The organism is Antrihabitans spumae (genome assembly GCF_043944905.1).
GTDB lineage: Bacteria > Actinomycetota > Actinomycetes > Mycobacteriales > Mycobacteriaceae > Antrihabitans > Antrihabitans spumae.
Window position 1 is genome coordinate 1 of sequence record NZ_JBIMSN010000156.1, and the last position, 6,514, is coordinate 6,514.

Genomic DNA, 6,514 nt, shown 5'->3' on the forward strand with positions numbered 1-6,514 from the left:
ACCCAATCCGAAACAGATCAAGCCGGCACGTCAGCCCGGAGAAAGATCTGGGCTAGTGCGCATCGGCTTCTGCAGGTGGCAATTCGTTCTAGACAATGCCAGCAGTTCTTGCAGGTCAGGAATGCTTTCGCTGCGTTGGAACCGATACGAAGTCGTACGGGCGTCGTTGTGATTTTTGCACGACGTTATTACGTCGATTCGACGTTTCGTGTCCGAGGAATACCCTTTGAATCCGATCGAAAACGTGACCCACGTCTCAACATGGATATGACGCGGCTTACATTTACGTTCGCAACAATGGCGTGAATCAATCAAGGAAATGAATTCTAGCTGGGCTTTTGCTCGATTCTTGATAGATGTAGCGATTGTCAATAGTGACGTTCGACCGCAGACAATGGCGCGACGTTACGGTAACGTTATCGGCAGTTCGAAACCGCTAATACGACCTACGTATTACGAGTACTTGCCCGCCAGGTGAGGACGATAAACATCCCCGGCGGCAAATGCGAGAAGCGATCACCACAACGGAAGACGCTTCAGCGCGCCCGACATGCGCTGATCTCGCCAAACAATGTGGAAAGGGTTCACAAACTTATGAGTACCGTCATCACCACCATCAAGCGCACCGCCACCTTCGCAGCAGCTGCGAGCGCCATCGCCGTCGCGCCGCTGGCACTCGGTAGCGGCACCGCCTCGGCAGCATCCGTCGCACAGTGGGACGCCGTCGCACAGTGTGAGTCGGGCGGCAACTGGGCCATCAACACCGGCAACGGCTACTCCGGCGGCCTGCAGTTCTCGCCGAGCACATGGTCCTCGAACGGTGGTTCGGGTTCGGCGCACAACGCGTCGAAGGAAGAGCAGATCCGCGTTGCCGAGAACGTTCTCGCGTCGCAGGGCAAGGGCGCATGGCCGACCTGTGGTACCGGCTTGACCACCGACAGCAAGCCTGACCTTGCACCGGCCCCCGAGGTCGCTCCGGCTCCCGCACCGGCACGTCCGACCGATCCGATCGTCCTTGCCGCCGAGCAGGTCGACCAGGCCGCGAAGCAGAACGGCATCGACGTCGACGTCTCCAGTGCGATCGAAAGCGTTGTTCGTAACTGATCCACAGTTTCGACACAAGAACCCCCGACCGAAGCGGTCGGGGGTTCTGTGCGTGAGTGCGTTCTAGCGCCCGTCTCGGTCGCGTACTTCGATCAAGCCTTCGACGACCGCGCGGTTGATGCTGGCCTGCAGTTGTGCGCAGGAATCCGGCCGCGGTGCGCCGGTGCCCTGTGCGGCCGCGTCACGGAAAACTGGGCACGTCCGTTCGGGTTCGGCGGTCCACTGCACGCTTGTGTGTTTGAAGCTGTTCTTCCGAACGAGCACGTTCGTTGCGCACGTCCGGCACTGCACGGGTTGCATGCCCGAGTCGAGATAGTTCTGCTTGTCGACGGCTGTCTGGGCGCGGACGGCATCGATCCTGCCGGGTTGGCCGGCGAAGTCCGGTGCCTTTGCCCATGACGACCCGCTCATCGGCTACACGCCCGCGGGATGTTCGGCGACCGTCGGCTGATTTTCCGCGGCTGCTTCTGCTTCCTTCTTGCGGCGCAGATTCTCCTGCACCTCCGCCTCCCACGCTTCGTTCGCCTTCGTGGTGTCGACCTCGAACTCGAATCGCTGCGTCATCTTGTCGGTGACATCGGCGATATCGACGTAGAACTGGTCGTACCAGCGTCGCAGCTGATAGACGGGTCCGTCGTCCTCGCAGAGCAGCGGGTTGTCGATCTTCGACTTGTTCTTCCAGATCTCGACATCCTGCAAAAAGCCGACGCTGATGCCCTCGGTGAACTTCTCGGCGAGCCGTTGCGACGTCTTGTCGTCGATACCTGCCGGCTTCTTCACGCTGACCCCCCACTGCAGGACGAAAGAATCCTGCGTCACGGGGTAGTGGCAGTTGATCAGCACCGATTCCACTTCGTAGCCGCCGTAGATGTTGATCAACGGATTGACCATGTACGACGGGCCGAAGTACGAGGCTTCCGATTTGAGCAGGGTGTCGCCGCCGTACTGCGACGCCATGCCGATGTCGGGCCTGCCCTTGGTGTTCAGGTACTGCGTGGCGACCTGGCCCTCGAAGACGTTCTTGAAGTACGTCGGGAACGCGTAGTGAATGTAGAAGAAGTGCGCCATGTCGACGACGTTGTCGATGATCTCCCTGCAGTTGGCACCTTCGATGAGCATCGAGTTCCAGGTCCAGTCGGTCCACTCGTCGCTGTATGCGCCTTCGATGCGTGGGATCGTGACGTCGTCGGGCGGCGGATTGCCTTCATGGTCGTGCCAGACGAACAACTGTCCGTTCTGTTCGAGAGTCGTCCACGCGCGCGTGCGAGCCAGCGGCGGTACTCGGCGGGCGTATGGAATCGACGTGCATTTTCCGCTCGCGCCCCAGCGCCAGTCGTGGAACGGGCAGGCGATGTCGTCGCCTTTCACTTCACCCTGGGTGAGATCGCCGCCCATGTGACGGCAGTACGCGTCGAGGACTCGCAGTTCGCCCGCGCCGTCGGCCCAAATTACCAACTTGGTTCCGAACGCTTCGATCGCGTGTGGCTTGCCGTCCTTGAAGGGTTCCGTGAGTCCGAGGCAGTGCCAGCCTCGTGCGTACCGGGTCGGCGTTGTGCCGACATCGATCTCCCGAATCTTCGCCATAGTATCTCGTCCGCTCCCTTGGCTTGTACTAGAACACGTTATAGAACTTGTGTCAGAAACGCTAGATTTTGGCCGGTTCCACCGCGCCTGCTGTGTTGTCTGACCTGCTAGCAAGGCCGCATCTCGACATAAACGGTAACGTGTTCTAGTCTCAGGAGCAGTGAAACACGGCACCGAAAAAGGAGCGTCGGAGTGAGTGACCACGACAACCATGAGGTCGTAGCAAGGGTCGAAGCGCTGCTACCGACATTGCGTGAACGCGCGCAGGACGCCGAAGATCTACGGCGCATTCCGGACGAATCGATCAAGCAGCTACAGGAGACCGGGTTCTTCCGCCTGCTACAGCCTTCCCAGTGGGGCGGCTACGAGGCCGACCCGACCCTGTTCTACGACGTGGTTCGGCGGATCGCGAGTGCCTGCGGGTCGACGGGATGGGTGTCCTCGATCATCGGTGTGCACAACTGGCATCTGGCGCTGTTCCCCCAAGAGGCGCAGGAAGACGTGTGGGGCAAGGACTCCGACGTCCGCATCTCCTCGTCCTACGCGCCAATGGGTGCTGGGGAGGTCGTCGACGGCGGCTACAAGGTCAACGGTGCCTGGGCTTGGTCGTCGGGTTGTGATCATGCGGATTGGGCTGTGCTCGGCGGTCCGGTGATCAAGGACGGTCGCCCGGTCGACTTCGTCAGCTTCCTGATTCCGCGCGAGGACTACCGCATCGACGACGTCTGGAATGTTGTCGGTCTACGTGGCACCGGCAGCAACACCGTCATCGTCAAAGATGCCTTCGTTCCTCGTCATCACACCCTCAGCTTCCGAGCGATGAGCAACCTCACGGCGCCAGGCCTCGAACGCAACACCGCGCCGGTCTACAAGATGCCATGGGGCACAATCCATCCCACGACGATCTCCGCTCCGATCGTCGGTATGGCATACGGCGCCTACGACGCTCACGTCGAGCATCAGGGCAAACGGGTCCGCGCCGCATTCGTAGGCGAGAAGGCCAAGGACGACCCGTTCGCCAAGGTCCGCATCGCCGAGGCATCCAGCGACATCGACGCCGCGTGGCGCCAGTTGTCGGGCAACGTCGCCGACGAGTACGCACTGCTGACCGCGGGCAAAGAGGTGCCGTTCGAAATGCGTCTGCGTGCTCGACGTGATCAGGTGCGCGCAACGGGCCGGGCAATCTCGTCCATCGACAAGCTCTTCGAAAGTTCGGGAGCAACCGCTCTGTCGAACGGCACACCACTGCAACGGTTCTGGCGTGACGCCCATGCCGGACGTGTTCACGCGGCAAACGACCCGGAACGCGCATACATGATGTTCGGTGCCGGCGAGTTCGGTCTGCCGATCTCGGACACGATGGTCTAGGGGATATTTGTGACTGCTGTCGAGCAGGCCGTTACCTACGAATCAACCTCTCGGATCGCGCAGGTGCGGCCCGACTTGGCGTTGCACTATCACGAAGCCGGAGCCGGTAACGGGCCGACGATCGTGCTGCTGCACGGCGGCGGACCAGGTGCCTCGTCGTGGTCCAACTTCGCGCGCAACATTCCGGTGCTCGCGGCGAAGTTCCACGTCATCGCTGTCGATCAACCCGGCTACGGGCAATCCGACAAGCCGACCGAGCATCCGCAATATTTCGTACACAGTGCGACGGCTCTCAACGATCTGCTCGACACCCTGCAGATCACCGAACGTGTTCATCTGCTTGGTAATTCGCTCGGTGGCGGTACCGCGGTGCGGTTCGCACTCGACTACCCGAAACGCGCAGGCAGGCTGGTGTTGATGGGTCCGGGCGGCCTGAGCGTCAACCTCTTCGCGCCGGACCCGACCGAGGGTGTCAAGAACCTCGCGAAGTTCAGCGGAACGCCGACGCGTGAGTCGCTCGAAGCATTTCTGCGCATCATGGTGTTCGACCAATCCTTGATCACCCCGCAGTTGATCGACGAAAGATTCGCGGCAGCAAGCACTCCCGAGTCTCTTGCGGCCGCCAAGGCGATGGGTCGGTCGTTCTCCGGTGCCGATTTCGAAAAGGGCATGCTCTGGCGCGAGGCGTACAAGCTGCGGCAACGGGTCCTGCTCATCTGGGGTAGGGAAGATCGCGTCAATCCGCTCGACGGCGCCCTCGTTGCCTTGAAAATGATTCCGCGTGCGCAACTGCACGTATTCGGCGGCTGCGGGCACTGGGCGCAACTCGAAAAGTTCGACGAGTTCAACAGGCTCGCAGCAGATTTCCTGCTAGAGGGAGGCGCATGATGGGTATTCGATCACTGGCGTACATGCGCATCGAAGCCACCGACATGGCGGCGTGGCGAGAATTCGGTCTCAAGATTCTCGGAATGGTCGAAGGTAAAGGCAGCGACCCGAATTCGCTCTACCTACGGATGGACGACTTTCCAGCGCGCCTCGTCATCACCCCCGGCGATAAGGACCGATTGCTGGTCTCCGGCTGGGAGACCGCCAATGCCGCTGAACTGCAGGAGATTCGCGACCGCCTGGACGCGGCCGGAGTACCGCACAAGGAAGGCACTGCAGAACAGCTGAAGGACCGTCGGGTCGACGAGATGATCTCGTTCGAGGACCCGTCGGGAAACGTGCTTGAGGCATTTCACGGTGCAGCGCTCGAACACCGGCGCATCGTCAGCCAATACGGGCACAAGTTCGTCACCGGTGAACAAGGACTCGGACACGTCGTCCTGTCGACCACCGACGACGCAGCGGCTCTGCATTTCTATCGCGACATACTCGGCTTCAAGCTGCGTGACTCGATGCGGTTGCCCCCGCAGATGCTCGGTCGGTCTGCGGACGGTACGCCCGCATGGCTGCGCTTCTTCGGATGCAATCCACGCCATCATTCCCTCGCATTCCTGCCGATGCCGACACCGAGTGGCATCGTTCACCTGATGATCGAGGTCGAGAACTCCGACGACGTCGGGCTCTGCCTCGACCGGGCACTACGGCGCAAGGTCAAGATGTCGGCGACCCTCGGTCGCCATGTCAACGACCTGATGTTGTCCTTCTACATGAAGACACCCGGTGGTTTCGACGTCGAATTCGGTTGTGAAGGAAGGCAAGTCGAAGACGAGGACTGGATTGCCAGAGAAAGCACGGCGGTGAGTCTGTGGGGTCACGACTTCAGCGTCGGGATGACTGGTGGGTGATTGAAAGGTGACCGTGAATCCCGGTGCGCTCGATCCCCGTACCTTTCGGACGGTCTTGGGCCAGTTCTGCACCGGCGTCACCATCATCACGACGATGGACGCCGAGGGGCCCGTCGGATTCGCCTGCCAGTCTTTTGCCGCGCTGTCCCTCGACCCGCCGCTTGTGCTCTTCTGCCCGACCAAGGTGTCGCGGTCGTGGTCGGCGATCGAGCAGTCCGGAAAGTTCTGCGTGAACGTCCTCGCCGAAGAACAGCAGGCGACCTGCGCGCGATTCGGTTCCCGCGAGCCGGACAAGTTCGCAGGCATCGGCTGGCAACCGTCACCGTTGGGTTCGCCCATCCTCGACGGCGCCCTCGCCCACATCGACTGCACAGTGGAGCAGGTACACGACGGCGGCGACCACTTCGTCGTCTTCGGTCGTGTCTCGTCGCTCAGCGAACTCAAAGACGAACGGCCGCTGCTGTTCTACCGAGGTCAGTACACAGCAATCGAACCTGACAAGACCGTGCCCGCGCCCTGGCGCGACGACCTCGAAGCCTTTCTCACGACAACATCGCTCGATACCTGGCTGTAGGGCCTTCGGCCTCGTGAGTCCTTTTGGCGGTTGGGGAGGCTGTTGCTGAATCGCGCGTGGCGTTGAGGTGGTGTGCGGGTCGGGCTTGAAA

The 6,514-nt window shown here is 61.1% G+C and carries 7 protein-coding genes; 5 read left to right on the forward strand and 2 right to left on the reverse strand.

The window, feature by feature from the left end; translation table 11 throughout:
- The first annotated feature begins 594 nt into the window (after positions 1-594).
- Positions 595-1,104 (forward strand): transglycosylase family protein, encoded by a 510-nt coding sequence (locus ACHIRB_RS29675; protein WP_395112300.1) that lies wholly within the window; start codon positions 595-597, stop codon positions 1,102-1,104.
- A gap of 63 nt (positions 1,105-1,167) precedes the next feature.
- Here the strand turns inward: ACHIRB_RS29675 and ACHIRB_RS29680 are convergent, their stop codons facing one another.
- The gene (locus ACHIRB_RS29680) at positions 1,168-1,515 is read right to left on the reverse strand and encodes a hypothetical protein (RefSeq protein ID WP_395112303.1); all 348 of its coding nucleotides are present in this window, start codon (positions 1,513-1,515) and stop codon (positions 1,168-1,170) included.
- 3 nt (positions 1,516-1,518) lie between these two features.
- Positions 1,519-2,688, reverse strand: coding sequence for a Rieske 2Fe-2S domain-containing protein (locus tag ACHIRB_RS29685; RefSeq protein ID WP_395126645.1), 1,170 nt, complete (start codon positions 2,686-2,688; stop codon positions 1,519-1,521).
- 192 nt (positions 2,689-2,880) lie between these two features.
- Here ACHIRB_RS29685 and hsaA point away from each other — a divergent pair, with 192 nt between their 5' ends.
- From hsaA to hsaB, 4 genes are read left to right on the forward strand one after another with little or no spacing between them, the layout of a single operon-like run.
- On the forward strand, positions 2,881-4,056 hold the full coding sequence (hsaA, locus tag ACHIRB_RS29690) for a 3-hydroxy-9,10-secoandrosta-1,3,5(10)-triene-9,17-dione monooxygenase oxygenase subunit (RefSeq protein WP_395112307.1): 1,176 nt from the start codon (positions 2,881-2,883) through the stop codon (positions 4,054-4,056).
- A gap of 9 nt (positions 4,057-4,065) precedes the next feature.
- Positions 4,066-4,944, forward strand: coding sequence for a 4,5:9,10-diseco-3-hydroxy-5,9,17-trioxoandrosta-1(10),2-diene-4-oate hydrolase (gene hsaD, locus ACHIRB_RS29695; RefSeq protein ID WP_199705092.1), 879 nt, complete (start codon positions 4,066-4,068; stop codon positions 4,942-4,944).
- Positions 4,944-5,849, forward strand: a complete 906-nt coding sequence (hsaC, locus tag ACHIRB_RS29700; protein WP_395126646.1) for an iron-dependent extradiol dioxygenase HsaC — start codon at positions 4,944-4,946, stop codon at positions 5,847-5,849. Before hsaD ends, hsaC begins: the two co-directional genes overlap by 1 nt.
- A 7-nt stretch (positions 5,850-5,856) precedes the next feature.
- Entirely contained in the window at positions 5,857-6,423 is a 567-nt protein-coding gene (gene hsaB / locus ACHIRB_RS29705) for a 3-hydroxy-9,10-secoandrosta-1,3,5(10)-triene-9,17-dione monooxygenase reductase subunit (protein ID WP_395112314.1), read from the forward strand.
- Positions 6,424-6,514 lie beyond the last annotated feature (91 nt).

What these genes read in the sequence shown, in the direction of transcription:
- ACHIRB_RS29675 (WP_395112300.1), top strand. Translation starts at nt 595, where the DNA reads ATGAGTACCGTCATCACCACCATCAAGCGCACCGCCACCTTCGCAGCA.
- ACHIRB_RS29680 (WP_395112303.1), bottom strand. Translation starts at nt 1,515, where the DNA reads ATGAGCGGGTCGTCATGGGCAAAGGCACCGGACTTCGCCGGCCAACCC.
- ACHIRB_RS29685 (WP_395126645.1), bottom strand. Translation starts at nt 2,688, where the DNA reads ATGGCGAAGATTCGGGAGATCGATGTCGGCACAACGCCGACCCGGTAC.
- hsaC (WP_395126646.1), top strand. Translation starts at nt 4,944, where the DNA reads ATGGGTATTCGATCACTGGCGTACATGCGCATCGAAGCCACCGACATG.